Below are 25,174 nucleotides of genomic sequence, written 5' to 3'. Positions count from 1 at the left end.
CTTATACATTTATATATCCTGAGCTACCTGTACGCCTAACGTGCCTGAAACCCGACTATTACACATCAGTGACACCCACCTCGGGAAGCGCCAATACGGCTCAGACGTCCGACGTGACGACTTTGCAGACTCCTTCGAGCGAGCAATCAAACTCGCGGTTGATCGCAACGTTGACGCTGTCATCCATACCGGAGACCTATTCGATGATCCTGTGCCGTCACTTCCGACGGTCATGCGTTGCGCTGACGCACTCGAGCCGCTTGAGGAGCGCAATATTCCGTTCTATGGGATTGTGGGAAACCACGAACGGAAAAACAATGATCAGTGGCTCGACCTCCTCCGGCGGACGAACGCCGTGACCCGACTCGATCGAGCATCGACAGTCGTCGGTGATGTGGCGCTCTACGGTATCGATGCAGTCCGCCCGAGCGTCTGGGACACAGCGGACTTCGACCTCGAAGCGCCACCTGAGGACATTCAGTGTTCGATCCTGTGCATGCACGAACTGCTCGAGCCCCCTGCAGAAGGGATCGTCGCTGATCACCCCGTCGAAGACGTCCTCGAGCGTGTTAATATCGATCTCGACGGCCTCGCACTTGGAGATCTCCACCAGCCGAAGAGCACACACGTCGATGGGACAGACGTTTGGTATGCGAGCTCGACCGAGCGCTGTGCGAAGGATCAGGAGGAGACGGGGCTCGTCCAGCTGCTCGAAATCGAGGACGGTGACCTCACTCGACGCCAACTCGAACTCGAAACGCGCCCGTGGGCGGTGTTCCACATCGCGTTCGGCGAGAATGATAGCGCGAGTCACGTCCAAGACGTGTTTGACCGACGTGACCTCAACAACGCCGTTGCGAAGATCGAGCTCACCGGCGAACGCGGTGCCGTCACCGCAAACGAAGTAATTCGGATGGCCCGTGACGCCGGCGCCGCCGTCGTGAGCGTTGACGATAACCGAGGGCGTGTCGATATCGATGTCGACTCGATCGAGGCGATGTCGCTTCAGGGACTCGACGGTGCCATTGAAGAGCGACTGGCAGACGAGGACTTCTCAGCGGTGGCGCTCGACGTCGACGGTCGTGTTCGCGAAGGCGAAGGACTCAACGACTCCGTCAGCGGGGCTGCGAACGACCTCGAACCCGCGCTACGAGACGCACAGCAAGCAGCCTTCGACGAGGTCGAAACGCCGGACGAAGATATCGACGTACCCGTGACGATGGAGGGAGACGAATGAAGATCACGAAACTGCGGCTACAGAACATCCGGAGCTACAGCGACGAAACTATCGAACTGCCGGACGGAACGGTACTCGTCCGGGGCGACAACGGGGCAGGCAAGACGACGTTGTTGATGTCGATCTTTGGTGGCCTGTTCCTCTCGAAGATTCGCAACGTCGGATCGAACAACTTCAACCTCGACGATATCGTCCGTCGGGGGACGGAAACGGGGGAAATCGAACTCACCTTCGAGGTCGAGAACGTCCCGTACACGGTCACGTGGACGATCAATACGAACGGGCAGAATAGCGCGGAGATTTCCTCTTCGGCGCTCGAGGAGCCGAAATCCGGGATCCAGAACGTTCGAAAGGAGGTCATCGACGTCGTCGGCATGGACGAGGACAGCTTCTCCCGCTCGGTGTACGTCCAGCAGGGTGAGGTCGACCGTCTGTTCGACGATGACGCTCGTGCGGAGCTCATCGACGATCTACTCGGACTCGATCGGATCGACAGCTACCGCTACCGGATGAAGGGCGCACGTCGCGCAGCGAACCGCCTCGTCACCGAGAATGAACAGGCGGTAGAAAACCACCGCGAGACGATCGACGAGGAGTTCGACTACGACGTAGAAGGGTACGAATCCGAACTCGCAGACAAAGAAGCGGAAATCTCGGACACCGAATCCGAACTCGAGGATCTCAACGAATTCCTCGAGGAGCTTCAGGAGGCAAAACGGAAACTCGAGGATACAATCGAGGATCACGACGAACTGCAAACAGACCTCAGTGAGGCGAAAGACACACGTGAGGAACACCTCGAGGAACGGGCCACCAAACAACAGGACATCGAGGAGGCAGAAGCAGCGATCGAGGCCGCTGAGGCCGAAATCGAAGATCTTCAGGACCGGATCGAGGAGAAAACGAACGCTCTCGTGGACCTCGAGACGCCTGCGACGACCGACTCGATCGAGACCGACCTCAGCACTGAATCCGACGCCGAAGCAACACTCGAGGCCGCACGGAACGCCGTCGAGACAGCGAGGGTCGAGCGACAGGACCGAGAGAACGCCCTCAAGCAAGCGAAAGAGGAACGAGATCGTCTTCACGAGGACCGTGAACAACTCCGTGAAGAGCACGATAGGATCGAGGAGTCACTGTCGACGCTCGAGGAGGAAATCGACGATGCAGAGACGGACGTCGAAGCAATCGAGGCCGAACTCTCGGAGGCCGTAGGCGACCGCAATGCGGCCACGGAGGAGTTCCTGCCTGATGAGCGCTGTCCGGACTCGGTAACCGACAATACTCTGGATATCGTCGAATCACACAAGGACGAACTCATCGAACAGAAGAACGATCGCTCTGAGGAACTCGCTGCCAAGGAGGCGTCGCTCGAGGCCGAAGAGGGCAACATTGCGGACGCCCGTGAAGATGTCGAAGCTGCGGAATCGGAGATCAATGAACTTGAAGAGCGAATCGGCGAGGTGGAATCAGAGCTCTCATCCGCTCGTGACGAACTCAAAACCGAGCGAGAGCAGTTCGAGACCGACCTGATCGCTCTCGGCGATGAACTCGCAGCGTTCGACATCGACGTCACTGACGACACGCTCAGCACGGCTATCGACGATCGGATCCCCGAGGCCAAAGCCGAGATTCAGGAATCGATCGAAGAGGCAAACAACAGAGTCACGGAACTCGCGACGCGGAAACAGAGCCTCGAGGAGGATCGGGAGGAATTAGAATCGTTGGACGGCCTCGCAACGTGTCCGAAGTGTGGTCAGACGGTCGACGCTGACCACCTCGAGAACGAACTCGACGAAATCACGACGGAGGTCGCAGAGTTGGAAACGCAACTCGAAACGGCGAAGCAGGAGCGTGACGGTCGCATCTCCCGTCGTGACGAACTAGATGTCCTCCGAGAGGACGCAGTCGACCTCCGAGAGTTCCGTACTGAGACCGTCACAGAAACAGCGGATCGAGTCGAGGAACTGGAAGACGAACTCGAGACGCTTCAGGACGAACTGGGCGAGGAACAGGAAGCGCTGGCCGACGCAGAGAGCGACCTCGAGGAAAGGAAAGCTGCCGTCGACGAACTCGAAGCCGAAATCGATGACCTCGAAGCAGCGATCGATGATCTGGAGCCGTGTATCGAGGAGGGTGACGCCGTTGTCGACACCTTCGAGACCGTCGATCAACTGCGCGACCGACACGAGGATCGCGTTGACGAACTCTCGGACCTTCAGGATGAGTACGCCGACACGGAATCCGAACTTGGGACCCGAGAGACGGAGATTGACGAACTGTCGGAGCAGATCGAAGCACAGCAGGAAGCGGTCACAGATGCCGAGGACGACCTTGCTGTGGCAGAAGACGCCATCGAGACGGCGACCAAACAGCGCGAACTCGCCGCTGAGGCAGTAGATGCGTACGATGAGATCGATGACCTCGAAGGCGATATCGAGAGTCACAAGCAGGACATCGGCCACGCTCGCGAGTCCATCGAGACGCTAAATAAGCAGATCGCTGACGTCGAAGACGAAATCGAAGACCTCGAGGAGGAACTCGGTGAGACGGATATCGAAGAAACGAAGACAAAACTCGAGTCCGTCGAAGAGCGGATCGAGCAGCGAGAGGGGACGGCCGAGGACCTCGAAGAGACACTCCAGTCGCTCAGGTCGGACCGGGGCGTTCTCGAAAACGAACTCGAACAACTCCAGCGGTTCCACGATCGGCTCGAACTCGCGGAGGAAAAACGCGAGTGGGCACAAGATCGAGCCAACGAATTCGAGAAGATGATGCGCGTCTATCAGGGCGCGAAATCCGATCTCCGTGAGCAGTACCTCGCGTACGTCAACGAGTACACGAACGACATCTTCAGCGATATCTACAAGAACAGTAGCTATCAGCAGGTGCGCATCCTCGACGAGGGGCCCGACGGGACGCCGTACGCGATCCAGCTCCTCCGGGACGACGGCACGCTCGAGCACCCGAGTAACGCGAGTGGCGGTGAGCGTGCCATCGTCAATCTCGCACTTCGTGCTGGCATCTACAAACTCATCGCAGAGATGCGCGATGGCAACAGTGGCCGACTCCCGCCGTTCATCCTCGACGAGCCGACGACGTTCCTCGACGAAGGCCACGTCGGTCGCCTCGAGCAGATGTTCGACAGCATCACCGACTGGGACGTGCCGCAGGTGATCGTCGTCTCACACGACGAACGCCTCATTCAGGGCGCCGAGCGCGAGTGTGTCATCAGTATCGACGAGGAAACGAACGCCAGCACCGTCGATGTGCGAACGCTCGGTCGTACCCTGGGTGACGACTAAATGGACGAGCGCGCGTTCGGCGTCATCCAGGAACTTGCTGAGCACATCGATGCCGGTGTTCCACGTGATGTAGCGGATCAGGCAGCGCACGCCCGGGAGTTGTTCGACCTTCTCGATCATACAGGAGGGACGATTGAACCGCTGGGCGACCTCTCGTACTCCAAGACGCGCAAGGCGGAACTCGGAACGTGGGCCGACGATCCGTGGGACGGACCGACCTACGGCGTCGACGCCAGCACGACGCGTCCGCTCGAGTACAACAACGGCCTGGTCGTCGACACGGCCCACGCCAAACTCGGTGTGAGCGGCGCCGACGCCGATCGAGAACCTGAACAGCAGGGCACAGTCGTGACCGGCGTCTACCTTGAGGACGACGACGTCACACTCCATCAGGAGACCATCGAACAGAGCGGTGTCGAGGGAGAGATCATCCGGATTCCGGAGATGCGACAGCGGACTAACGTGACATCGATCCTCACCTCGACGGTACAGCGACTCGCCGAAGGACGACACGCACGTCGGTGTCTCGATGCCATTGATGGTCCGTTGTTCCTCGATGGCTCTGTCTACCCACTGAGTGTTATTTATTGGACGCTACTCGAGCGGTCTGGACAGGGTGCACCCGTCGGGAACTGGGACCTCCCGACAAAGGTGATCGAGAACTACGTCGCAGTCGTTGATACCTGCTACGAGCGTGACCTCCCTATCCTCGGCGTCGTGAAAACGTCGTCCATGGGCGAACTCACCGAGTCGCTTCGAGAGAAAATCAAAGCGAACGAACTGCGCGGCCCGCATGGCACGTTCCGTGACGTTCCGTGGCTACGTGACAACCAGTTCATCGGAGAGGTGCTCCGAGATTCCAGTCTCGACCACTTGACGTACACCTCGTGGTTCGTCCAGACGGACGTCGAACTGCGCGGTGACTCGTTCGATCTGCTCGAGGCCGTCTCTGACGAACTCAGCCACGGGCGGCCCGACGATTATCGACGGGCGTTCTGCTATGTCCGAACACCGAAGACGGGGAACGTGTTCCGGATCGAAACGCCCGCTCTCTTCCTCACCGACGAGGACCGGCGTGACCAGATCCGTCTGAAGGCGCTCAAGGAGATTGCTCGGCAGAATGATGTCCCCCGTGCCGTCGCACGCGCCGACCGTATCGCACGCATTAGCCCGGATAACCGCGAAACGATCCGCGATGCGCTCCAGACCGTCGAACCGGCGTTCGATTACAACCGCGATGGCCGCTGGAGCCACCTCGAAGACAGCCGCAACTATGAGTAACAATATCGACGACATCCTCGAGAACGACCCGATCGAAGACGACCACACTGAGACGAACGACTCGTCCGGTACTTCCACCAACAGAGACGAAGAAGCAGACCAACCCAACGACAGGGAAGTACCCGAGCGAAGCGTTCCAAGTGGCGTGACCGAACCGTCCGACGACGAGTTCGGTCACGTTGTCGCGAGCGAAGAGATCCACGTCAGCCGCCGTGACTACCAGGTGAATACGTTCGTCCGAACCGAGGATCGGGACGACATCCGACTCGGTGACTACGTTCAGATCCCGTATCCGGCCGACGACTCCGAACTGTTCGCGGTCACGGACACGCTTCGATACGAGCCGTACACCGACCTCGACGACAAGTCGGACGCCCACAACCAGATCAGTGCGTATGCCGACCTCGACGAATCCGAATACGTCCAGATCGCCGAGTTAGAACCGCTTTCGATCCTTCATGATGTTGGAACTGATGACGTCGAGAGCGGAATCGTCAACCGTATTCCAAAGCCGAACTCGCCGGCGCGACTTGCCCGTGACGAAGACTGTCTCCGTACCGGGCTCAACATTCCCGGGGACGGAATTTTCGCCGGGTGGCTTTCCGTCGGCGGTGATGCGATGACCGTGGACGGCGAGAAGTTCCCCTACTACCTCAGCAATCCCGGTATCGATCGCGAGACTGATGAAGTAGAGGACGGCGAACCGGCCGTCTTCCGTCATGCGCTCGTCGCTGGCTCGACTGGGAAGGGGAAGACCCACTTTACGAAGAACGTCCTCCGTCAGTTCGTCTCCGAGAAGCGCTACCCAATCCGGCATCACGACACCGGCGAGGACCAACAGCGGCGGTTGAACCTCGTTATCATCGATCCAGAGAACGAGTACTGGGAGATGGGCGAGGACAACTCGGCGATCACTGACGACGAGGCGATCCAGCGAACGCTCCGACGACACGGCGTCAAGCACGGCGGCGTCGACGATCTCGAGGTCTTCGTGCCACAGGTAGCCGGAACGAACGCGCCGTCGACGACGGAGAGTCGCGAACTCTCGATCCCGTTCGAAGTCGTTCGCGACCGACCGGATCTGTTGATGCCGTACCAGCCGACCGAGATTACCCGCGGAGCAATTATCGACTGCATCGATGCGTACTTCTCGTGTTTCGATGAGCAGGGCGGCTACCGTGACCGCAGCGTGTCGCAACCGACCTACGAGGATTTCCTCGCGTTCCTCACCGAACACGACAATGAGGATAGCCGACTTCGAGCCGAGAACGACATCGGTGGTGGCACCTGGGGGCCGTCCAGCGTCGCGTCGACAGGGGAACGTTCCACGACGTCTTCGACGAAGGAACGGACTTCCTTCCGGATATTCTGAGGAGGTCTTCCGAGAAGGACAGGTGACTGTCATCCCGACGAGCCACCTCAATGGCGCCAAGGACAGTCTTACGGTCCTCTCGTTGCTCTCGTATATCATTGAGAACAAAATCGACGACTATCAGGTCGATCCCGCCGTCCGGAATACGCCGCTTCTTGTTGCCGTCGACGAGGCGCATAACTACTTCTCGAGCGCCGATAACCTTCGTGAAGAGTACATTCTCCGTCGGGCTCGAGCTGCGGTCAAGCAAGGGCGTAAATACAAACTCGGACTCTGTCTCATCACGCAGAATCCTGATGATGTCGATGACGATGTCATCAAGCAAATCAACACGAACATCTTTCTCGGGCTGAAGTCGGAAGTCGTCGACGACGTCTCATCGATTCCGTCTGAGTTTTCGAAAGACCTTCCGAACTTCGGGAAAGGACAGGCAGTCGTGAAGGCGCCGGACGTTGAGGCAGTTGAAGTGACGGGGCTCCCATACTGTCTGACGAAGCACGGGAATTAGCGAAGTGGGCCTTGTTTAGACGCTAGCGAGAGGAGTTCTATGGCTAGATTGTGACCACTGAACGTGAGATGTGGTCGAGAGTTTCTAACTGGACACTCGGTGTCGATTCTACACTCTCGGAAGAACGGCTGAGACGTCGACGTTTCTAAGAGGTGTTCTTGGACGTCAACGACAGTTCGGACAGCTACATTGCTATTCCTACATAACAGGCACTCTATCCCGTGAATCTTCGCGTCTAAACACGGCCAGCGAAGTGTACTCGCTGGGCGAGCAACTGTAAACCTCGGTTATGGTCAGTCGCGGTACGGCAGAGGGATTCGATCATGACCCGGTACTACCCACATTGGGGTGGTCAGATGATCACCGAGACCTCATCCGGAGGCCTCCCCCGTCGCGTTTGTGAGAGCGTTCACACGATCTACTGGAGGTGTCTCGAGGGCAATGAGTGACTTCCCAGAACCAACTGATGGTGAGCCGGTGGACTTTCTCAAGGAACTGATGCGCTGGCATGGAGGTGGCGATCACCGCGAGACCGAGCAAGCGAAGATCTCGATCGACTCCGTTTTCTAATCGGTGTCGACTACGACCTCGGAATCAATCTCGAAGGACACTGCTCGCGTCGAGAGAGTCTCTGCGATCTCCTAGCGTTGCTCGAGCGTGAGGTCGTCGCGCTTGAGGACCTAACGGGAGCCTGGACGAACTTCGGAACGTCATCGCACGCACTCACCACCGCTTTCGTCTTGTTACAATCGTAGAAGTCAGCTGCACGTTCGATGGCGTCTCGCCGGTATGCATAGTCACCGTCGGTTCTGATTCGCATGCTCGTACACACGACCCCCGAAATCCTCGTTTTTCGACTCACTGAATGGGCTATTTTGGCCCTAAATTGGAGAAACGTGTCTGCTATCCAGAAAAAACTCGTCTCAAACGAGAGATCGGCTCGAGATATGTACACGAGGGTTCGCGTCACGTGTGCATATTCGTGAAATCACATTCTATCGGCGTACAACCCCAGGGGTCAATTTGCTGTAGAGATAGAAGAGCACTCATCAACTTTTTATTGGCTGATGACAAGGAGGGGTATGGGAAACCTTTCTGAAATCCACGTACTACGTGAGCTTCCAGATACAAAGAAGACTATCGATGAGGCCCTGAATATCGAAGAGAGGAACCTATATGATATATTTGAAGATGAAGACTTTCAGGTGCCAGACTATCAGCGAAACTATTCATGGGAAAAGACTCAGAGAGAAGATCTCTGGACTACCTTGAAGAATGCCTTCAAAGAACTTGAACCACTACCTGATGATCTCAGCGACCTTGAGGAACTAACTGGTATTTATATGGGTGCGATGTATTTTGCAGAGCCATCTAATAATGACGATAATAAGCGTTTAGATGTTGTTGATGGCCAACAACGATTGGCAACTTTCCAACTACTTTTAAAAGTTTCATATGATTATGTTCTATATTTGAAAGGGCGTGCAAATGACGAAGAGTTATACGGACTAGCTGATGATCTTAGAAAAGTTGAACAAAAGTTGAACGAAGCATATAATGATGAATCGGAGCCATCCGTTCAATTGAACGAAGAGGACAAAGACTATTTCCAGGCTCTTGCTGCTGATCCTGACCGATGGTATATCGGGTTAAAGTCATTTCTCGAAAATCGAATTGAGAGAGACGATCACGTTAGCGGTCAAATGAAACCGAGAGCTATTACTATTGAGGAAATCATTTCACAAATCCAATCCCCCATCAAATACAATGGGGACCGAGACGTGTCAAGTGAGTTTTCGGGCGAACTAGGGACTTGGATTAGGTATGAAAAATCACATGAGCGGATGATGAATACATATACTGAAACTTATAGTCTTATTGAGGATATTTTAACGAGTTAACCGATGACTCCTTAGAAGAGAAATCAAATGTGATAATGAATTTCGTATCTTACCTCCTATATGCAATGTCTATAAATGAATGTTTGATTACGGAACCAAATCCCGAACTTCGTTTGGATATCTTCCAATCCATAAATGATAAGGGTCTTGAATTACACGATATCGATAAAATAAGGGCCAGAATAAAGCATCGGCTGGTCGGGGAAGAAAGCAGTGGAACAATGGAAGAATGGCGAAGTACACTTGAAAGATTTGGAGGTGACAAAGATGATATTCAAGATATGCTGAAATATTTCATTGCTGCAACAGAAGAAAAGGTGAGCGATATTTCTGAAGCAAACGACGCGATAATGCATGTGTTTGATCGAACGACTCCCAGTGATGTGAATTATACAGCAAGATTGACCAAAGATGATGCATCTGAATTAGTCTCGGAAGTCTCTGAATATTCAAAGTATTATAAGGACATTGTAGATTGTAGGTTAGATAATACGAATAGGCCATTGAACGATGATGATATCAAGGATCTCAAGCGGATTATGGACCGAATAGGGAACCGCATTGGGGCAACTCAATGGCGTGCGCTTGCTGCCTATATTTACATGGATGTTGATAAGAATATGCAGGTTGATGAAGGATCTGACGGAGTGGAAGAACGGGGCCAATTTTTACTTGAGGTTTTTGACGCTATAGAAGTTGTAACGCTTCGTCAGTCTATTAGTGACCATAGCGGTGAAGCAATCGAAGGAGTATACACTAGTACTGTTCAGAAATTTAGAGGTCGTGATAAAGACGAACGGTTTGACAGTACACAGGTTGTTTCTGACCTCGTCAATGAAGTCGAAGAGAAAGTTGAGGATTTGTTTGAAGATGGTCTAATACACCACATCACAAAACGAACAAACTGGACTTCTGGAAATCTTACTCGGTGTCTCTTCCAGAGATCTACTGAAATTTATTTGAATGATGGAGATATTGAGAAGGAGATACGTAATTACGAAGATATCGATATCGAACATATTCTGCCAAAAACCCCGATATCTGATGAAAGCGAGCGTAGCGAAGCCAGCTCTGATCCAGGAAAATATGCTTGGCTTGATTATTTCTTCAAGGTCGGTGAAAAGGAAATCCCGGTCGCCGAGAACGTCCAGAATCTGAAGAACAATAATGTGGATACATTGAGGAATAGCCAGGTGGAGCAAGAGGACCTTGAAGAGGATGATGCTAATATTGACGACATACATACTACTCAGAACGAAATATCTGGAAGGTTCATAGACGATATTTCAAATCTTATATTCTTAGTCGATACGGACAATGAAAGCATACAGAATAAAATGTTTTCTAAGAAGATTCCAGTATATTGGGATGATTATTATATAGACATTATGGTCAATGACTTCTTAAAAAACTCTGACGAGAGTGGTTTCTTCGAGTCAGACATTACTGATGTGGAACGGAGCGAGATTGAGCGTCTTTCAACGGGAACTGCCAGCGATACGATTGCACAAAAGGTAGACAAAGCATGGAACTACGATATTATGTTCGAGAGGAAAGAAAAACTCATCAAACAACTGTTGAAATACATAGAGTTTAGCGTGAAGGAAGACGAGTTCGATGGGTTAGATGATCAGATCAGACAAAAAGTAACTGACGATAAGGAACGGAGGATCGAGTGTCGGAACTTCTAAATTAGCCTCAAAACTCCGTTGAGAAAACGCGCGCTCTGCATACCGCTCAAGGGTCTCCATTCACAAACCTCTGTTTCATGTGCCTCAACTGGAGGTTTGCTATGAGGAGATAGGGCAGGGTGCTGTAATTTTGGCGTTGTCCCCTTGGGGACACAGCTATTGATCAGCTATGACAATCTCGTCAGAATCCTCTTCTTCAAGTTGTAGAATCGCCTCTTTGACTTCCTCCTGAGTCGCTTCTTCCATTGATTATCCCCTTAACAAGCATATCAGAGGCGGGCTCTGTAAAGTAGTCTCAGCGCATTCACACTGAGAAAATGTGATCCTCCTAAGAGCTTCCGCTAGTTCCGGTTACTACGGCCCCATCACTCTCTATTACTGCTGTTCACCCTCTTTCCGGTGGGTATCGGCCGATTCGTCTTTCTCTCAGCGCGGCGCGCGCTCTGCGCGCCGCGCAATTGCCCCGCTCCCTTCGGGGCATTAAGTAGGTGGACGTGAAGAGTTAGTCTATGGGGGCAAGAAGCAGTGGAGAGTACGATGGAATTGCTGATGCAACAGAGTCTGTACTAAATAATGATAGGTACCCTGGGGCCGAAGAGATCTTATCTGAAGCACCTTCTGAAACGGAGGTGGTCCAATGGACAAAAGCCTTGAGCGGCTTTGAAGCAAATACAGAAATAACACCAGAAGAAAACAGCTTTCTCTTAAATGTGGTTGGCTTACTTGAATCATCAAAGGAGAACTTGGCCACCTATGCTGCAGATTTGAGCGTGAAACCACTTGGGCAGTTGGACCCAGAAACTGTATTCTTCATGGTCTGTATTCGAGATCTCCAGGATAAGTATGCACCGAAGGCGAACTTGAACTCTCACAAGCTTGCTGTCTTACAAGGAGGACGTTATCAAATTAGAGATAGCGGATCCGAGATAGAGCCATCATCAGTGGATTCTGAGGGAGAATCATCTAGTGTTGATAAGAGTGAAAGAGTATCTGATCTTCAACCTCCCGATCGAGTAGAATCTACTGTTAGCCGAATAATTAGAAATACATCTCTTGCAAAAAGTCTGAAAGAGCAATACAACCATAAATGCCAGATTTGCGGTGAATACAGGAAAAGAACAGACTCAAACCGATATGCAGAGGCACATCACATTCAGCCTCTTGGCGCCGATCAACCTGGGCCAGATATAGTAGAAAATATACTTATTCTCTGCCCCAATCACCATTCTGACTTTGATTATGGTTTAGTAGAAGTTGATCCAGATACTTTGACTGTAACTCATGCTTATGAAGAATCGGTAGATGGATCGTCACTTACTGTTAGTAATTCACACGAAATCAGCTATGAATTCCTAGAGTACCATAATTCAACTATATCTAATCTTGAGTAGAGAAACAGATAAATTCTCATACCTAGAACCACTGTTTCATGTGCTTCAGCTGGAGATATCACTGAGACCTGTGATCGCGGTATCGATTTCTACACCACCAGCAGGAACCAGTTCGAATCGGACTACATCTCATATCTTGTCGTACTATTCGTCCTTCGCGACGGCGCGCTTACTACGGTTTGTCCTGTTAATCACGACAATTTTCGTAAGCGACGGTTTGCTCTTCAGACGGCGGATCACTCCTGATTAGAATTATACGACGGTACTTCGCTCTCGTTGACTTCGTAGATGCCATGGCCTAGTGGTTTGACGATATCATCCTGCTTCAGACGTCCGAGGCGCTCGCGGACATATTGTGCAGAGTAGTCTGTTTCCTCGGCGATAAGTGGTGCGTTCGCGCGTCCTTCTCGAAGTACTTCGAGAATTGCCCAGTCAGCGTCGCGCATATCGTCTGCATCCATGGATTTAGTTGCTATTCTCACTGGTGGATGATAAGTTGGGGGCAATGACCAATACCTTATCGGTTTCAACCTATAATCAATAGGTTTAATTGATTGGCTGATGGAATAGTAACCGTGAGACGCAGGGTGGCCGGGAAAGTTCTCGGCCGGCTGTTGGAGCAGCCGACCTGCGTCCTCCAGACAAGAAGGACAATGAGTATTCAACCGCGAACCCACGAAACGGTTTCGGAAGTGCAGTCCACCGGACCACGAGAGGACTACATTCCTATTGGCACCGACACAGAGGGCGCACACCACGTCTATCGGACGACTGACGAGTCCGTTCATGTCATCGGGGACGGCGAACGCACAGTCCGCTATGACCTCGAGGGCCTCCACAAATCGATCGACGACTGGATCGACTACATCGACGCTCGTCGCGACGGCTTCGAGACACAGCACCTCTACAAAACTCTCTCTGGTTCCCTTGAGAACACAGTCGAGGTGGGCAACTAATGGCGATCAACACTACCAGCGATCACACCTTCTATCTCAAGGTCCAACATCGAACTGACGCTCTCGACAACGAGCGTATGTGGGCGACCAGTGCTCCCACTGCACTACTTAGGATCGATAGCGACGATGCCTGCACAGAGGTCGAACACACATGACGACGGACGCCGACCACGCCATGCGTGTTCGTCTCGAGGAAGTCCTCGACGACATCAAGACGCTCGACGGCCAGCTAGCTGACCTACTGACACTCGGGCCAGCGATCCGGAATCTTGAGGAGACGATTGAGGTGTACGAGCGGTTCGACATCGAGGATCACGATCCGCAGGAGGGCAACCAATGACGGACTCATCTGCCTGGCTGCCGACGATCAGCGATGACGACCTCGAATCACTGGAGACGCAGCTACCCTCACCGACAGGTCATCACAATCACCTCCTCGAGAGGCAGTTCGATGGTAAACAGATTACGACAGGCGAGACTGCATCCTGTCATCATTGCGGTGACCTCCTCTACGAAGGTCGTCCGGTGACGGTCCGAGCCTACCGCCACTCCGACGAGCCAGCATACACCATCGCTGCCATCTACTGTGCCGGTTGTGCACCGACGGACCTGACGGAGACGATACGTGGTCGAGATGACGTCCTCCTCGAGGCTGACCTCGGACTGGCCATGGCTGGTCAGACCCACTGGACGATTCTTGTCGAGCCGACCATCGTGGCCACCGTCTGACGAGCGCTACCTCCAGTCATCCCCTCAGAACGGTGCTCCAGTCAGGGACGGCCAGTTACCGCCAGTGGCCACGTCGCCCACAGTCGCCTCGAGCGAGTATTCGCTCTCGAGGCAGCCAGTCCACCCATCGCCGTAGCGACAGCGCTGTGATCGCGGTACGACGTCCGAGACCCTTTCTGGAGAACGACCTATACGGATCGGGACGACAACGTCGCCCACAACTGCTACCTCGTCGATGGTGGGCGACTTTCTGGGCGTCTCCGTCAGGAGCCGTTCCCGATCCTCGAGAATACTATACTGCATTTCCGATGACACCCAACAGTACCACCAGCGACGCATCAGTTCTCAATCGCCTCGAGCAACTCGAAGATCGTATCGACGATCTCGAAGCCGAGAACGGAACGCTTCGAGAGACGGTCGCTCAACAGAACGACCGAATCGAAGATCAGCAAGAACAGATCGACGCCCTCGAAAAGGAAGTCGAACGGCTCGAAGAGGAGAACACTCGGCTAGAAGCAGTCACCGATGCAGCACTGAAGAAAGCCGGTGCGAACAAGGATCGAATCGCAGAAATACAGACACGTGAGCTCGAAAAAAGAGCACATCTGCTCGCGGAGAACGTCGACCCCGATCCGCTTGTCGGCAGCGTCGACCGCCTCGAGCGGTTCACCAAGGAAGACGGTACTGCCTACGTACGGATCCCCGACTCCGACGACCCACTTGACCGTAGTGGGAGCGTAGCGCTATCACACGGAGATCTGCTGCCCATCCAGCAACTTGCACGGATGGACGACGATATGTTGCACTCGTCGACAAACTCGCTCCCAGCACGACTTGCTGCTAAACTCTGGCGGGCACGGACCGATCCGAGCGTCGGCGACAACCCCTGGCAGAAGGGGTGCAAGGACATTCAGGAGTACGTGAAGGCAAGCGATATGAAACACTGGATCCGCCGCCAGGAAAGTGGTGTTAGTGATGCCTACGCGAAGAAACTCGTCTCAAGGACGATTGACGCGTTGCTCGAATTATCGAAGAATCGGTTGGCTATCCGCAAGCAGACAGAACGGAGGAACGGATTGCCGTACACGGAGCGTCGAGTGCTATTGAAGACCAATGCCTCGATCCCGGGCGAGACCACTGAATCCGATGAATCACCGGGGACGGCTGGTGTCCACGGCTAGGACTGACCATAGAACTAACCACTGCCCAACCGGGTGATCATTGGTCCACTAGACGGTTGCTATACTATGTGGGCGGCTGTACGCGTCGTCTCGTTACTTGCAGGTCTCTCGCTCGCTAGGTCGTCGTAGGTGACTACTCGAGACGGCCCCCGGTGCCTTCTCCGAGGACATCATGTGTCACTCGTGGTAGCCGCTTTAGGTATGGTAGTCGTGAAGGTACTGGACGTAGAAGAGATGGGAGTGACAGAGCTTTCGTACTCTCTGACGAGGTGCGGGAATTAGCAGCGCGAGGAATCATCCTGATGACTCAGTACTTCGGGAACCTTGTCCGATACCGACATCTTAGCTCCGGAACTCCATTTCTGGCTCAAATCTCATAGGATGACTGTCTTCCCATTCGACAGCGAGGACAGCAGCGTGTAGTTCTCCTAACCGCTGTTCGACGATGTCGAGTGGATGTGAGTCGATGAATCGGGCCGGCTGACGATCGACAGCCGTTGCACCATCGTTCACTTGCAGGTGAACTAGTCCGAGATCGGTGTGCGTTTCATCCTGATGCCATCCGACCAGCAGACTTCGGTCCGGTTCGATCCTAAATACTCGTACGGGTCGTTCGTTCGGAGTTGAAATCCGATTTCGCCTCGAGCGTATCGAAGGTCGTATCGAGACGATCGACGAATTAGCGAGAGACACTCAGCGGGAACTGGATTCGATCACGGGAACGCTCGATCGATTGCTCGACACACTCTTGACCAACGAGGTCGATATCGACCTTCGACCCTTGGAACTGTATCAGGAGCAGCTCAAAGCAGTTAAGGAGACGGTCAATACCGATCTCATGGACCATGCAGGCATCGTGTATCTAGAGGAACGAATTCGAAATTACTTCGACTCGCTTGAGTTCGTCTTCCACCTCGGAAATCGTTGATGGGACGTCCATATACTCGGGGACCGGACGTGATTTCCTCGATTCACCGTATGTACTTGGTTCCAAGTCCATACCGACGATGCACAGGAATGTTCGCTCTCGCGTTCGACCGAGCTCCGTCTCGACCGCTTGGTGGTATCGCTCGAGTTGGCGCTTGATCTCCTGAGTATTCCTGACTGATAGTACACTTTTGATTTCGATGAGATAATCGCCGTCTCCCTGATCAGATTCGACGTAAATATCTGCGGAGGGGCGATGTTGAATGTTCAGTGCATAGTCCGTTTTCACAGTGTACGGCCGAACGATGAACGCGGTCAACGCGCCGTAGTATTGGGAAGTATACTAACCTGTGGCTTCGTCTCCAGTAGTATCCTCCCCGTTAACGTAGCCACCGGCGTCTCTCGCAGCGCATCGCGTATTTTTTGTGGTAACGTCTCTGGTCCGGGGATCAGTACTTCTCGTCGAATATCCGCCATTGCCACGGAGTACGTGATATTCCCGTTGGAGACGTTCCTCTCGATTGATTCGCGAATGGATTTCGACAACTCGTTCGTCGAAACAGTTGTTTTCCGAACCTGACACCAATCACATCGGTCTGGAATTGCCTGCAGTTCGTCTTTCGTAAATCCACGAAGGAACTGGAGATGAGGACTACCTCGAGTCATATACTCTTTCGGATGTCAAGTATCTTTACTATTGTTATTACAGAGGATTTAACTTTCTCTCTCAGTGTTCGATCAAACGAATACCCCCATCCAATCGTCAGCGTGCAGCCGATTAGTCGTCTGCTGTGGGTACAGCTTTCGACGTGAGCAGCGATTCTACGTCTATAATCTCGATATACCTGCTATCATCGTTATGATACTGGAGTCCACCTTCCTCGAGCTGCAGAGAGACCTCACCACCGAAGTAGCCGTTTCGTTCGTATTCTTTGAGTTCGGCGGGGTCGCCGTGAGTCCAGCAGACGGCAATATCGGTATTTTCGAGTGGCACTTCCTCCTCGAAGAGACCAGTCAACGTCTGGTGCACTGCGGCGTTTCGGAGCCGTCCATTCTGTCTGAGTATCGCGTGGACATCCGCGTTCGGATCGAAGTCTTCAACGGAGAGCGATAGGGACTGGTCTTCAATCGCGGCCCGCTCGAGGCCGAGCAGCACCTCAGCTTTGTTGTCCGGCTCGAATCCCATTTTCTCGATGCGCTCGCGGCGGTCTTTGAGTGATGATTGTTGGTCAGCCGTCCGTCGCTGTCGATCCGCCTGTTTCCGGGTCTCGAGATACGATTTAAACCACGGGTCCTGAGTGACCTTCGAGAGGTAGTACTCGACTTCTTCCTTGACTGCCTGATAGACCGGGCTAGCTTTGTTTCGAATGTTCTCCCTGTTCGCCGACAGTTCGATATCCTGGCAGTTGGCGACAAAGAAGAAATGAAGGAACTCGTTGTCGTGGGAAACCGCCTCGTTTAGCCGCTCCACCTTGATATGGTCTTTCGCGAACCAGATACCGAACTGTGCGGAGTGGCGGCCGTACGTTGGCAGTTCGTTACGCGTTTTCTTCCCACCAACCATGCCGACGATTTGGAGCGTAGTTTCACCGCCCTCGTATTCGATATCGATTTCCTTCGCCGGATAATGCTTACACATGCGCTCCGCGGGATACTCTCCCTCGGACGGCTCCAACTGTTCTGCCGGGAAATCGAGCCGGTTAGACGTCACCAACTGCGCTCGAGTATCGTCGATTGCGTCGTCGAGAGTGACAGCAATCTCCATTTCCCGCATGTCCTCTCCTAAGTAGTGTGCCGTCGATCCGGCGATCGTCTTCCACTTCAGATAGTGGTGAATCTTATTATACGTGAGCTCCTCGGCATCGAATCCGTATCCCGACCGGAAGTTCGTGATCCGGATCTTGGTTCCGGGGTTGCCGCTCCGGACGGAGTTCTTCGTCAGTTCGTATTCCGGGAGCTCCTTCCGGTTGAGTTTCTCCCAAGGATCATCCATCACTGCCCGATAACTCGTGCCGTCGTGGACCGTCGTGACCTCGATCCTGTCGCTCTTGTAGAAGATTTTGGTGCCGTGGCCCTTGTATCCGATCGAATCTGTTTTCCGGGAATTTCCAAGGTCGAAGAACGACTCTAGATCGCGCTCGTTCATCCCGTCGCCGTCGTCCTCGATAATGATGTCCGAGCCGTTGGGCTGATTCTGGATCGTGATCTCGACTTCCGTTGCGTCAGCGTCGTACGAATTCGAGAGCGATTCGCGGATGACCTCGAGTGGATCCTCGAAGTCGCTGGCAATCTCGAGAAATTCGTTGACTTCGTTAACTTTTGGTGATTTTTTCATTAAAAATATCCTCCGAGAGATTGGTTGACAACTTTGTGTGCATACTGTCGCATTGTTTTGTCACGGCTAAACGTTTCCTCTAAGTATTCAATCAAAGCATCCGTACCATCCTGTTTGATACACTGTCGAAGATCGGCAAGTTCCCTTTTCTGGACGATCAGATTATGCATTGCGACAGGGCCGAGAACATCCTTTTGATACTCTGTATTCCCTCGCATCCGATCAACCAGCAGATCTGACTGACAAATTGGACAGTCACACTCAGTGAAATCAACATCATCGAGAGGCACTTGCTCCATCATTGAACGGTTGTATTTACCGTTGATAGCGTTGTGGAGATGTGTACTCGAGTCGAACGAGTCGGCTCCGAGAGCCGTCAGTATCGGGATTGCTCGACTGGCGATTCCTAACACATGAAGTGGCCAGTTCTCGAATCCCCAGTCATTCATCACCTCGCGGCAGTCGGTGACTGCCTTGATCAACGCATCGCGGTTATCCTTTTTCGGTACGAGACTGCCCAGAGCAATTCCGTCAAATCCTTCCTGAAGCACGCCAAGGGGAACTTCGTTAGTGATAACCTCGAGGAACTCGGTCATCATCGAGTAATTGTACCCGTGTAAGGTGAGATACTTCGCACCCTCAAAATCACGTGTTAGGTTGAGGAACTCGTGAATATTCTCGGCAGTCTGCTCTGCCTTCTGAACCCGCTCTTGGTGTGAATCGCCCGGTGCGATTGGGTGATCAAGATTGACGATAATATCGCTTCCGAGGGCCTTCTGGATGTCGTAGACCGTCTCCTGATTCATCGTCACCTCGAAGTCGCTGCCATCGATTTCGGCATTGTTGAGGAACTTGAACCCGCCGGAGTCGGCGAAAACGACACCGTTGAACGGCTCAAAGAGTTCGCGTTCCTTAATCGGCGTCTCGAGATACGCCTCGTAGCGTTCCTTGGTAATATTGTAATCAGTAAGTGACGAAACGGACATCATTGAGGCGTCGAAGTATTCGGTCAGCGGGTCGACGCCAACTCGGTCAGCGCCGATCATGAATTCCTTTAGCGTCCGGTGGATGCCACCGCCGTAGACGCTCCGTTTCGTGCCGCCGGCATAGAAATTGATTACGGGGAAGAGATTTGGCGTCTCGAGCGTTGAACCGTTGACGCGAAGAGTCCCGGCTCGGGCGTCACCGGCTGTTGCGGTAACGTCGAATTCGAACGCCTCTGCAGGTCGTGCATGCGCCATTATTGACCAACCGCAGTTCTAACGGAGCTATCATCTCCAGCCACAGTTTCGCCACGGACGATTTGCTTAAGAACGTGTCCCTTGTGTCCGATACCGTCACCCTCGATGTAGTGGACATCTGCGTCTACCGCAGCGGTTGCCCCCTCGAGTGCCTGCTTGTATGCCCCACCGACATTGACGATGATTTCATCGTATGTGCCGTCAGCACGATTACGGAGTTCAGTCTTGATACTCGGTGCGAGTTCTACCGCACGCTCTTCGTCCATCCGCCTGTCATACCAGGTAATCTCTGTGTCGGCGTCGATTAGTCCGTATTCAGCGGAGAGAATACAAATATCGATACTTTCGTCGAACGCGTTATCTCTTATAGATTTTTGATGATTTTGAAGAAATAGCCTGAGTATAGTTCCAGCGCCGGAACGGCTTCCTCCGGGGTGTTTTTCGATTTAGAACAGCCCTGTACCAGTAGCGACGACATATACTCTTGTTTCGATCACAGACGCTTTAAGGTTGTCATGGAGTTGCGATTCATCTGAATCTCCTAAATCGGCCGTACTTGTCTGCTACTACCTTCTATAGCTGAATCCAGACAGGAGCTGACTAGGCCTTATCAATATATAAACATCGAAATACCCGCTGTGAAACTATCATATATATTATAATGGTGTGATGTATATTACATTTTCTCCATCCTGACCGACTACACTTATTCACATTCATATGAGAAGGGCATCCTCGAGGGGTGTACCATGAAGACGCACGTTACCTTCGTTCTCGACTCGTCCGGTTCAATGTCGGCCATCGAAGACGACACGAAAGGAGGCTTCAATGCGTTCCTTGAGGACCAGCAGGACGAATCGGGGACTGCGATGGTATCATTGTACGATTTCAACACGAACGTCGATTGCGTCTATCAGGGGTATTCAATCGAGGCTGCGCCAAAACTCGACGATGATAACTACACACCGGGAGGACAAACAGCGCTCCACGACGCAATTATGACGGCAGTCACAGAAACGGGGGATCGTATCGATAAAATGGAGGCGGCCGGCCGACCGGACAACGTCATCGTTGTCGTCCTGACCGACGGGAAAGAGAACGCCTCTGAGACCCCACAGGAACGAGTGCGCGAGTTAGTGGAATACCGACGCGAGGAGCACGAGTGGGAATTTCTGTTTATCGGGGCTAATCAGGATGCGGCACTCACGGCGAGTGGAATGGGAATGGACGAAGACCGATCGCTGAACATGGCTCACAGCGGGGATGGTGCGAAATCGGCGTACGAGTCAACCTCTCAGCAGATCAGTCAGGCACGGCAAAAGGGAACCACCGACGGGTTCGACGAGAAAGACCGGGAAAATCAGGATAAAGCCCGGGATAGCTAAGCCACGTCCGCCGAATATAGCAGTTCCTATTGTTCATAGTTTTCTGTTTTGATTGCCTGTATAATACCTGAAAGGAGCTGTGCTGTTTGGACAGAAACAGATCCATACTATCAATCAATGTATCGGAGGGGGATTTAGTCGCTTTAAAGTCTGTATCTTGCGGTATAGTACCCTGTACACAACGGAATCAGGAAATTCCGAGTTGACTCGCCGGGATACGAACCATCCGGTAGGTGCTGCTCCTGAGAGTCCTCCTACTCCCGAATTGGCACTGGTTTGAGGGCGATGCTGGTACGGTCGGCTGGTTATGTATTCAACCATCATGCGTCGTTGATAAACTCGCGGCGGAGCTGCATTTTCTCGTGTTCTGTGTGTTGTCGTAGTGTTAATCGAGTATGTCGCTAGAGACGTTCATCCGATCCGTGACGATCTCTACCTATACCAACTAAGAGAAACGTTCTATCGCGGATAGCGGAAAACAAACGGAACGAACGGAAAACTCAAAAGTCGGGGACTGCGTAGACCTTTCCCTTCCCGTTTCCGTTCGATTCGATCAGGCTGTACTTCTTCTCGAGGTTCTTGAGATACTTCCGTCGGGTCGATCTGGCCTTCGGGTTCTGCGCGCGCTGTTCGTAGGCGTCGTGCAACTCCGTACCGGGGACCTCTCTCGAGGCTTCGATGATATCGTACAGCAGGCGCTTGTGCGTCCCGAGATCTTCAACGCGCTCGAGGTGGATCTCCTCGATCGCGGCCGTCCGATTGTCGTCGACGACGTCAACCGTAATCTTTGACAGATCATCATCCCGCGTGACCGCCCGTGCTCCACTCCGTAGAATCCCGATCGCCTCGCGAGCGTCGCCCGCAGCGACGTCGGCGATGTGGCCGATCGCATCGGCGGTGATCGTCCCCGGCCGCAGTCCGGCTTGGATCCGCGCCTAGAGGATGTCGACCAACTGGATGTGGGTGAAGCGCTCGAGCCGGATCGGTTCGGCGCTGCGCAATCGAGAGCGCATGCGTGAATCCAGGTGCGTGAAGAAGTCGTCCTCGTCGATCGTGATCGCAACGACAGTAACGTTGTCCAGATCGATGAGCGCCTGAAGGGCCGTATCGTGCTCGAGAACGTCGACCTCGTCGATGATCGCGACGACGCGCTTGTCGCTCTCACGAAGTCGATTGAGAAACGAACTCGTAGGCGAACCGGTCTTGCGGAGACTCGCTCCCAGACCAGCGTCGCGCATGACACCGAACAGTACCTCGGACTTCGAGGATCCAGAGATACAGTTGTGATATCCCCACCGGAAATCCAGTGTCTCGGCCTCAAGCTCTTGGACGACGAACTTTGCAAGCGTCGTTTTACCGGTTCCGCTGGGCCCAAAGATGAGCGTGTTCTGCCCGATATCCCCGTCCATGATCGGCCGGAGAGCATCGGCCAACTGCCTAATCTTCGCATCCCGATGGTAGAGGTCGCTCGGGATATGGGACGGCCGCAAAGCCCGAGCGTCCTTGATGATAGACATGTATCATACTCGAGACTGACAGTCAATAAATCGAACTACTGTTAGTGTGACTCAAACTGCGGAGACGCCGATCCGAAGATCAGCTTAAACGAGAGCGCTAGCCCGACGATCATAATCGCAGTCCCACCGACCAGCAGCGTCATCCTGGACGAACCGAATGCGGCGGGCACCTCGAATTCGAGGAACGTCAGCGGCCCAAACGAAACCGTTGCGTACGCTTTCACGATCGCGTATATGCCGAGTAGGAACATGCCGATCGATCCGAACTGGACGACCGACCGCATCCAACCGCGGACACGGATCCCGACCATCTCGAGGCGGAATTTGATCGATGTCAAGAACCCTGGGCCTGTACTGGATTCGGTCGACTGCTCTGGCTCGGGGTCGCCCGTCTTGATCGAAACGTCAGGACTTGTATCATCAATCGGATCACGACGACACGACAGACAGAGATCCTTGTCAGGTGGAACAAAGTTTGAACACTCTGTGCACTGCTTTTTCTCACTTGTCGATGCCTCTCTCCTTTCCTCAAGGTCGCTGATCGTCCCGCCACGGAAGTCCAGACCTTGAGTTGATGCCGTCGCGAGCGCTGGACAGCTGTGTGCCTCCGGCATCCGATGATCAGAACAGTAGCGTCCACCGCAGTATGAGCACGTGTGCGAGAAGTCCTCGTCTCCCCTACAGTTCGATTCATCACACTGGGCCATTTCTTATGGAGATATAATTATTATAACATACTGAATCTATTGTCGGTTGGAACTCCCTGTCGAGTGCGTCACATCGATAGAGATGTACGGTAACCAGGATTCTCAATCATCTGTTCGAAAAAGTCCTTATTGTCAGCTCTGTTCAAGTAGTCCGGGCTATTTGACTGGGGGAGTCCTATTTGTGCTATTATGTTGTGTATTCCGTATGGGGATTTGTCCATACTGCGAACAAGACTTCGACCCAAAAGACGAACAGCACTATACTCGAGACGGCGACGTACTCGTGATTTGTTGCAGGAACTGCGATCGCGTGGTCGGTGTGAAATAGGTGCCTCTGGTCTTGCGTTATTCCCCGTCATCGAATAGTCCCTCCTGTTTCAGCCACTTCCAGAAGTCGTAGAACTGCGACCAGTTGTAGACCTCATTGCTCGAGCGGCGATCGGGAGGGATGTAGCCAACACTATCCCACTCCGACCGGTCGAACTCTTCTGGAATATTCATATTCGTGCCTTTCCGAGATTGTCGGCCGTGTATTCTGACCAGACCTCTCGAAACAGCAGTTCGTCCTGATCGATCTCCGTGTCATACACCCAGACATGTTTCCACCTCCCGACATGAGGGTCAAAAGCCGCGAAGAGTCATCCTATCGGGATCAAGACCAACGCCAGCCACTCGCCGAGAAACACTCCGACTAGGCCAGCGACTAACGCAGTCACGAAGATCACGACCGTGACGAGCCCGTCGATCGCCTCGATCCAGTGCAAGTCTTTTTTCGCTCTGTATCAGTCATAGCCAGTTCACTTTCCTACGTTCTCGTTGCTGAGCTTCTGGTGAGAACGTCCCGCGGTAGTGCTTGAGGAACGTCTCGAGGTCGTTCCACCCACCCCAGTCACACACCAAGAGCGGATCGACATCCGCCGAGGCGAGTGCGGTCGCCCAGGTCCGACGGAGATCGTGGAACCCGAGGTGATCCCAGCCAGCGTCGCCGGTCTCTTCGTACAACTCGTCAGCTGTCGATCGAACCCAGCGGCGCAGCGAGCGTGTGCTTGTGATCTCGACAAGCGGCGAACTCGCGTCCGCGTCGCGATAGTCGTCGATCGTGTCGATGGTCGTTGCGAGATCTCGCGGGACCGGCGTCTCGCGGAACTTGTCGCCTTTCCCGTGCCAGACTCGGAGCATCGTGCCGGCATCGGTGTCGACGACATCGTCAGGAGCGACGTTGAGAACCTCGTGTGAACGGAGCCCGCAGCGGGCACCGAGTGCAAACGCGATTCGCTGCTGCGTATCGTCGGCGGCCTCGAGGAACTGATCGACCTCGGTCTGGCTGAGCCAGACCTTCATATCGTCTCGCTGCTTGTGCTGTTGTAGGTTCATGTCCGGGATGCGCGCTATCCGGTCAGTTTCGAGGGGAGATGGTAGTTGTTTCGGTGGTTCAGACGGTGGGATTAGGGTGGATTTCGTCCGACTTTAGAAGAGTTCCCGGACACAGCACCACAGCAAGTACAGTTTA

The 25,174-nt window shown here is 53.5% G+C and carries 26 protein-coding genes and 1 pseudogene; 16 read left to right on the top strand and 11 right to left on the bottom strand.

What is annotated here, in order from left to right; all coding sequences use genetic code 11:
• Positions 1 to 40: 40 nt before the first annotated feature.
• From K6I40_RS02035 to K6I40_RS27685, 6 genes are all read left to right on the top strand, one after another.
• Entirely contained in the window at positions 41 to 1,237 is a 1,197-nt protein-coding gene (locus tag K6I40_RS02035) for a DNA repair exonuclease (RefSeq protein ID WP_222912659.1), read from the top strand.
• Positions 1,234 to 4,542: an AAA family ATPase gene (locus tag K6I40_RS02030; protein ID WP_222912658.1), complete on the top strand. Its 3,309-nt coding sequence runs from the start codon at positions 1,234 to 1,236 to the stop codon at positions 4,540 to 4,542. The genes K6I40_RS02035 and K6I40_RS02030 overlap by 4 nt, the downstream gene beginning before the upstream one ends.
• On the top strand, positions 4,543 to 5,823 hold the full coding sequence (locus K6I40_RS02025; RefSeq protein ID WP_222912657.1) for a DNA double-strand break repair nuclease NurA: 1,281 nt from the start codon (positions 4,543 to 4,545) through the stop codon (positions 5,821 to 5,823).
• Positions 5,816 to 7,195, top strand: a complete 1,380-nt coding sequence (locus K6I40_RS02020) for a DUF87 domain-containing protein (protein WP_255681312.1) — start codon at positions 5,816 to 5,818, stop codon at positions 7,193 to 7,195. Before K6I40_RS02025 ends, K6I40_RS02020 begins: the two co-directional genes overlap by 8 nt.
• Before the next feature lie 22 nt (positions 7,196 to 7,217).
• Positions 7,218 to 7,703, top strand: coding sequence for an ATP-binding protein (locus K6I40_RS27690; protein WP_255681311.1), 486 nt, complete (start codon positions 7,218 to 7,220; stop codon positions 7,701 to 7,703).
• Between the two features lie 441 nt (positions 7,704 to 8,144).
• Complete coding sequence (locus tag K6I40_RS27685) at positions 8,145 to 8,273, top strand: hypothetical protein (protein WP_255681309.1); 129 nt, start codon at positions 8,145 to 8,147, stop codon at positions 8,271 to 8,273.
• Here the strand turns inward: K6I40_RS27685 and K6I40_RS27680 are convergent.
• Positions 8,270 to 8,523, bottom strand: a pseudogene (locus tag K6I40_RS27680) (hypothetical protein). The gene K6I40_RS27685 and the pseudogene K6I40_RS27680 sit on opposite strands and share 4 nt — an antisense overlap.
• A gap of 262 nt (positions 8,524 to 8,785) precedes the next feature.
• On the opposite strand from K6I40_RS27680, the gene K6I40_RS02015 reads away from it, so the two are divergent.
• From K6I40_RS02015 to K6I40_RS02005, 3 genes are all read left to right on the top strand, one after another.
• Entirely contained in the window at positions 8,786 to 9,604 is an 819-nt protein-coding gene (locus K6I40_RS02015; RefSeq protein WP_222912656.1) for a DUF262 domain-containing protein, read from the top strand.
• A 113-nt stretch (positions 9,605 to 9,717) separates the two neighbouring features.
• Positions 9,718 to 11,295 carry a DUF1524 domain-containing protein gene (locus tag K6I40_RS02010; RefSeq protein WP_222912655.1) on the top strand — a complete coding sequence of 526 codons (1,578 nt, stop codon included), beginning with the start codon at positions 9,718 to 9,720 and terminating at the stop codon, positions 11,293 to 11,295.
• A 509-nt stretch (positions 11,296 to 11,804) separates the two neighbouring features.
• A complete protein-coding gene (locus tag K6I40_RS02005; RefSeq protein WP_222912654.1) occupies positions 11,805 to 12,686 on the top strand; it encodes an HNH endonuclease in 882 nt (293 codons plus the stop codon).
• A gap of 236 nt (positions 12,687 to 12,922) precedes the next feature.
• Here K6I40_RS02005 and K6I40_RS02000 read toward each other — a convergent pair whose 3' ends face one another.
• On the bottom strand, positions 12,923 to 13,147 hold the full coding sequence (locus K6I40_RS02000) for a winged helix-turn-helix transcriptional regulator (RefSeq protein WP_222912653.1): 225 nt from the start codon (positions 13,145 to 13,147) through the stop codon (positions 12,923 to 12,925).
• A gap of 192 nt (positions 13,148 to 13,339) precedes the next feature.
• On the opposite strand from K6I40_RS02000, the gene K6I40_RS01995 reads away from it, so the two are divergent.
• The 3 genes from K6I40_RS01995 (at position 13,340) to K6I40_RS01985 (ending at position 14,371) form a co-directional block, all read left to right on the top strand.
• The gene (locus K6I40_RS01995; protein WP_222913543.1) at positions 13,340 to 13,642 is read left to right on the top strand and encodes a hypothetical protein; all 303 of its coding nucleotides are present in this window, start codon (positions 13,340 to 13,342) and stop codon (positions 13,640 to 13,642) included.
• 151 nt (positions 13,643 to 13,793) lie between these two features.
• Complete coding sequence (locus K6I40_RS01990) at positions 13,794 to 13,982, top strand: hypothetical protein (protein ID WP_222913541.1); 189 nt, start codon at positions 13,794 to 13,796, stop codon at positions 13,980 to 13,982.
• On the top strand, positions 13,979 to 14,371 hold the full coding sequence (locus K6I40_RS01985; protein WP_222913539.1) for a hypothetical protein: 393 nt from the start codon (positions 13,979 to 13,981) through the stop codon (positions 14,369 to 14,371). The genes K6I40_RS01990 and K6I40_RS01985 overlap by 4 nt, the downstream gene beginning before the upstream one ends.
• A gap of 24 nt (positions 14,372 to 14,395) precedes the next feature.
• Here the strand turns inward: K6I40_RS01985 and K6I40_RS01980 are convergent, their stop codons facing one another.
• Positions 14,396 to 14,674 (bottom strand): hypothetical protein, encoded by a 279-nt coding sequence (locus K6I40_RS01980; protein ID WP_222913537.1) that lies wholly within the window; start codon positions 14,672 to 14,674, stop codon positions 14,396 to 14,398.
• A gap of 5 nt (positions 14,675 to 14,679) precedes the next feature.
• Here K6I40_RS01980 and K6I40_RS01975 point away from each other — a divergent pair, with 5 nt between their 5' ends.
• Both K6I40_RS01975 and K6I40_RS01970 read left to right on the top strand, forming a co-directional pair.
• Positions 14,680 to 15,552, top strand: coding sequence for a hypothetical protein (locus K6I40_RS01975; RefSeq protein WP_222913535.1), 873 nt, complete (start codon positions 14,680 to 14,682; stop codon positions 15,550 to 15,552).
• 733 nt (positions 15,553 to 16,285) lie between these two features.
• Positions 16,286 to 16,480, top strand: coding sequence for a hypothetical protein (locus K6I40_RS01970; protein WP_222913533.1), 195 nt, complete (start codon positions 16,286 to 16,288; stop codon positions 16,478 to 16,480).
• Between the two features lie 777 nt (positions 16,481 to 17,257).
• Here K6I40_RS01970 and K6I40_RS01965 read toward each other — a convergent pair.
• The 3 genes from K6I40_RS01965 to K6I40_RS01955 all read right to left on the bottom strand — a co-directional run bounded on the left by K6I40_RS01965 (position 17,258) and on the right by K6I40_RS01955 (position 20,384).
• Positions 17,258 to 18,814, bottom strand: a complete 1,557-nt coding sequence (locus K6I40_RS01965) for an ATP-binding protein (RefSeq protein WP_222913531.1) — start codon at positions 18,812 to 18,814, stop codon at positions 17,258 to 17,260.
• Positions 18,814 to 19,860 carry a tRNA-guanine transglycosylase gene (locus tag K6I40_RS01960; protein ID WP_345779367.1) on the bottom strand — a complete coding sequence of 349 codons (1,047 nt, stop codon included), beginning with the start codon at positions 19,858 to 19,860 and terminating at the stop codon, positions 18,814 to 18,816. Before K6I40_RS01960 ends, K6I40_RS01965 begins: the two co-directional genes overlap by 1 nt.
• 194 nt (positions 19,861 to 20,054) lie before the next feature.
• A complete protein-coding gene (locus K6I40_RS01955; protein ID WP_345779368.1) occupies positions 20,055 to 20,384 on the bottom strand; it encodes a hypothetical protein in 330 nt (109 codons plus the stop codon).
• A gap of 420 nt (positions 20,385 to 20,804) precedes the next feature.
• Between K6I40_RS01955 and K6I40_RS01950 the strand changes: the two genes are divergently transcribed.
• Complete coding sequence (locus K6I40_RS01950; RefSeq protein WP_222913525.1) at positions 20,805 to 21,440, top strand: vWA domain-containing protein; 636 nt, start codon at positions 20,805 to 20,807, stop codon at positions 21,438 to 21,440.
• 500 nt (positions 21,441 to 21,940) lie between these two features.
• On the opposite strand, the gene K6I40_RS27675 is transcribed toward K6I40_RS01950, so the two are convergent.
• On the bottom strand, positions 21,941 to 22,087 hold the full coding sequence (locus K6I40_RS27675) for a hypothetical protein (protein WP_255681433.1): 147 nt from the start codon (positions 22,085 to 22,087) through the stop codon (positions 21,941 to 21,943).
• Here K6I40_RS27675 and K6I40_RS27670 point away from each other — a divergent pair.
• Entirely contained in the window at positions 22,082 to 22,231 is a 150-nt protein-coding gene (locus K6I40_RS27670) for a hypothetical protein (protein ID WP_255681432.1), read from the top strand. The two genes, K6I40_RS27675 and K6I40_RS27670, sit on opposite strands and share 6 nt — an antisense overlap.
• Before the next feature lie 144 nt (positions 22,232 to 22,375).
• Here K6I40_RS27670 and K6I40_RS27665 read toward each other — a convergent pair whose 3' ends face one another.
• From K6I40_RS27665 to K6I40_RS01930, 4 genes are all read right to left on the bottom strand, one after another.
• Positions 22,376 to 22,957 (bottom strand): AAA family ATPase, encoded by a 582-nt coding sequence (locus K6I40_RS27665; protein ID WP_255681431.1) that lies wholly within the window; start codon positions 22,955 to 22,957, stop codon positions 22,376 to 22,378.
• 41 nt (positions 22,958 to 22,998) lie between these two features.
• Positions 22,999 to 23,664 (bottom strand): AN1-type zinc finger domain-containing protein, encoded by a 666-nt coding sequence (locus K6I40_RS01940; protein WP_222913524.1) that lies wholly within the window; start codon positions 23,662 to 23,664, stop codon positions 22,999 to 23,001.
• Positions 23,665 to 24,009: 345 nt separating this feature from the next.
• A complete protein-coding gene (locus K6I40_RS01935) occupies positions 24,010 to 24,165 on the bottom strand; it encodes a hypothetical protein (RefSeq protein ID WP_222913522.1) in 156 nt (51 codons plus the stop codon).
• A 285-nt stretch (positions 24,166 to 24,450) separates the two neighbouring features.
• Entirely contained in the window at positions 24,451 to 25,038 is a 588-nt protein-coding gene (locus K6I40_RS01930; protein ID WP_222913520.1) for a site-specific integrase, read from the bottom strand.
• Positions 25,039 to 25,174: the final 136 nt, after the last annotated feature.

Origin of the sequence: Natrinema sp. SYSU A 869 (genome assembly GCF_019879105.1) — an archaeon.
Classification (GTDB): Archaea; Halobacteriota; Halobacteria; order Halobacteriales; family Natrialbaceae; genus Natrinema.
This window is presented reverse-complemented; position numbering and strand designations above follow the sequence as displayed.

What these genes read in the sequence shown, in the direction of transcription:
- K6I40_RS02030 (WP_222912658.1), top strand. Translation starts at nt 1,234, where the DNA reads ATGAAGATCACGAAACTGCGGCTACAGAACATCCGGAGCTACAGCGAC.
- K6I40_RS02025 (WP_222912657.1), top strand. Translation starts at nt 4,543, where the DNA reads ATGGACGAGCGCGCGTTCGGCGTCATCCAGGAACTTGCTGAGCACATC.
- K6I40_RS02020 (WP_255681312.1), top strand. Translation starts at nt 5,816, where the DNA reads ATGAGTAACAATATCGACGACATCCTCGAGAACGACCCGATCGAAGAC.
- K6I40_RS27685 (WP_255681309.1), top strand. Translation starts at nt 8,145, where the DNA reads ATGAGTGACTTCCCAGAACCAACTGATGGTGAGCCGGTGGACTTTCTC.
- K6I40_RS02015 (WP_222912656.1), top strand. Translation starts at nt 8,786, where the DNA reads ATGGGAAACCTTTCTGAAATCCACGTACTACGTGAGCTTCCAGATACA.
- K6I40_RS02005 (WP_222912654.1), top strand. Translation starts at nt 11,805, where the DNA reads ATGGGGGCAAGAAGCAGTGGAGAGTACGATGGAATTGCTGATGCAACA.
- K6I40_RS02000 (WP_222912653.1), bottom strand. Translation starts at nt 13,147, where the DNA reads ATGGATGCAGACGATATGCGCGACGCTGACTGGGCAATTCTCGAAGTA.
- K6I40_RS01995 (WP_222913543.1), top strand. Translation starts at nt 13,340, where the DNA reads ATGAGTATTCAACCGCGAACCCACGAAACGGTTTCGGAAGTGCAGTCC.
- K6I40_RS01990 (WP_222913541.1), top strand. Translation starts at nt 13,794, where the DNA reads ATGACGACGGACGCCGACCACGCCATGCGTGTTCGTCTCGAGGAAGTC.
- K6I40_RS01985 (WP_222913539.1), top strand. Translation starts at nt 13,979, where the DNA reads ATGACGGACTCATCTGCCTGGCTGCCGACGATCAGCGATGACGACCTC.
- K6I40_RS01980 (WP_222913537.1), bottom strand. Translation starts at nt 14,674, where the DNA reads ATGCAGTATAGTATTCTCGAGGATCGGGAACGGCTCCTGACGGAGACG.
- K6I40_RS01975 (WP_222913535.1), top strand. Translation starts at nt 14,680, where the DNA reads ATGACACCCAACAGTACCACCAGCGACGCATCAGTTCTCAATCGCCTC.
- K6I40_RS01965 (WP_222913531.1), bottom strand. Translation starts at nt 18,814, where the DNA reads ATGAAAAAATCACCAAAAGTTAACGAAGTCAACGAATTTCTCGAGATT.
- K6I40_RS01960 (WP_345779367.1), bottom strand. Translation starts at nt 19,860, where the DNA reads ATGATCGGCGCTGACCGAGTTGGCGTCGACCCGCTGACCGAATACTTC.
- K6I40_RS01950 (WP_222913525.1), top strand. Translation starts at nt 20,805, where the DNA reads ATGAAGACGCACGTTACCTTCGTTCTCGACTCGTCCGGTTCAATGTCG.
- K6I40_RS27665 (WP_255681431.1), bottom strand. Translation starts at nt 22,957, where the DNA reads ATGTCTATCATCAAGGACGCTCGGGCTTTGCGGCCGTCCCATATCCCG.
- K6I40_RS01940 (WP_222913524.1), bottom strand. Translation starts at nt 23,664, where the DNA reads ATGGCCCAGTGTGATGAATCGAACTGTAGGGGAGACGAGGACTTCTCG.
- K6I40_RS01935 (WP_222913522.1), bottom strand. Translation starts at nt 24,165, where the DNA reads ATGAATATTCCAGAAGAGTTCGACCGGTCGGAGTGGGATAGTGTTGGC.
- K6I40_RS01930 (WP_222913520.1), bottom strand. Translation starts at nt 25,038, where the DNA reads ATGAACCTACAACAGCACAAGCAGCGAGACGATATGAAGGTCTGGCTC.